The sequence below is a fragment of the Vibrio sp. 10N.222.54.A3 genome (assembly GCF_041474095.1).
GTDB lineage: Bacteria > Pseudomonadota > Gammaproteobacteria > Enterobacterales > Vibrionaceae > Vibrio > Vibrio crassostreae_C.
In genome coordinates this window covers 1-305 of record NZ_JBFRTN010000166.1, presented here as the reverse complement: position 1 = coordinate 305, position 305 = coordinate 1, and the positions used below count along the sequence as shown (strand labels likewise).

Below are 305 nucleotides of genomic sequence, written 5' to 3'. Positions count from 1 at the left end.
TCCTGCACGACCCACCATTTCCTCCCAAGGAAATAAAAATATGGGGCTATAGCTCAGCTGGGAGAGCGCCTGCCTTGCACGCAGGAGGTCTGCGGTTCGATCCCGCATAGCTCCACCATTCCTTCCATGAGGAATCAAAACTATCATGGGCGATTAGCTCAGTTGGGAGAGCACCTGCCTTACAAGCAGGGGGTCACTGGTTCGAGCCCGGTATCGCCCACCATCTTTAAGCATTCTCGTAAGAGAGTATTTAAAAATGGGTTTAAAAGTTTAACACTTAAAACTCTTGCTCTTTAACAATTTGG

Annotated in this window: 2 tRNA genes; both read left to right on the top strand. The window is 48.2% G+C overall.

The window, feature by feature from the left end:
• The first annotated feature begins 42 nt into the window (after positions 1–42).
• Positions 43–118: transfer RNA gene (locus AB4507_RS22710), tRNA-Ala, on the top strand.
• A 29-nt stretch (positions 119–147) separates the two neighbouring features.
• Positions 148–223: transfer RNA gene (locus AB4507_RS22705), tRNA-Val, on the top strand.
• Positions 224–305 lie beyond the last annotated feature (82 nt).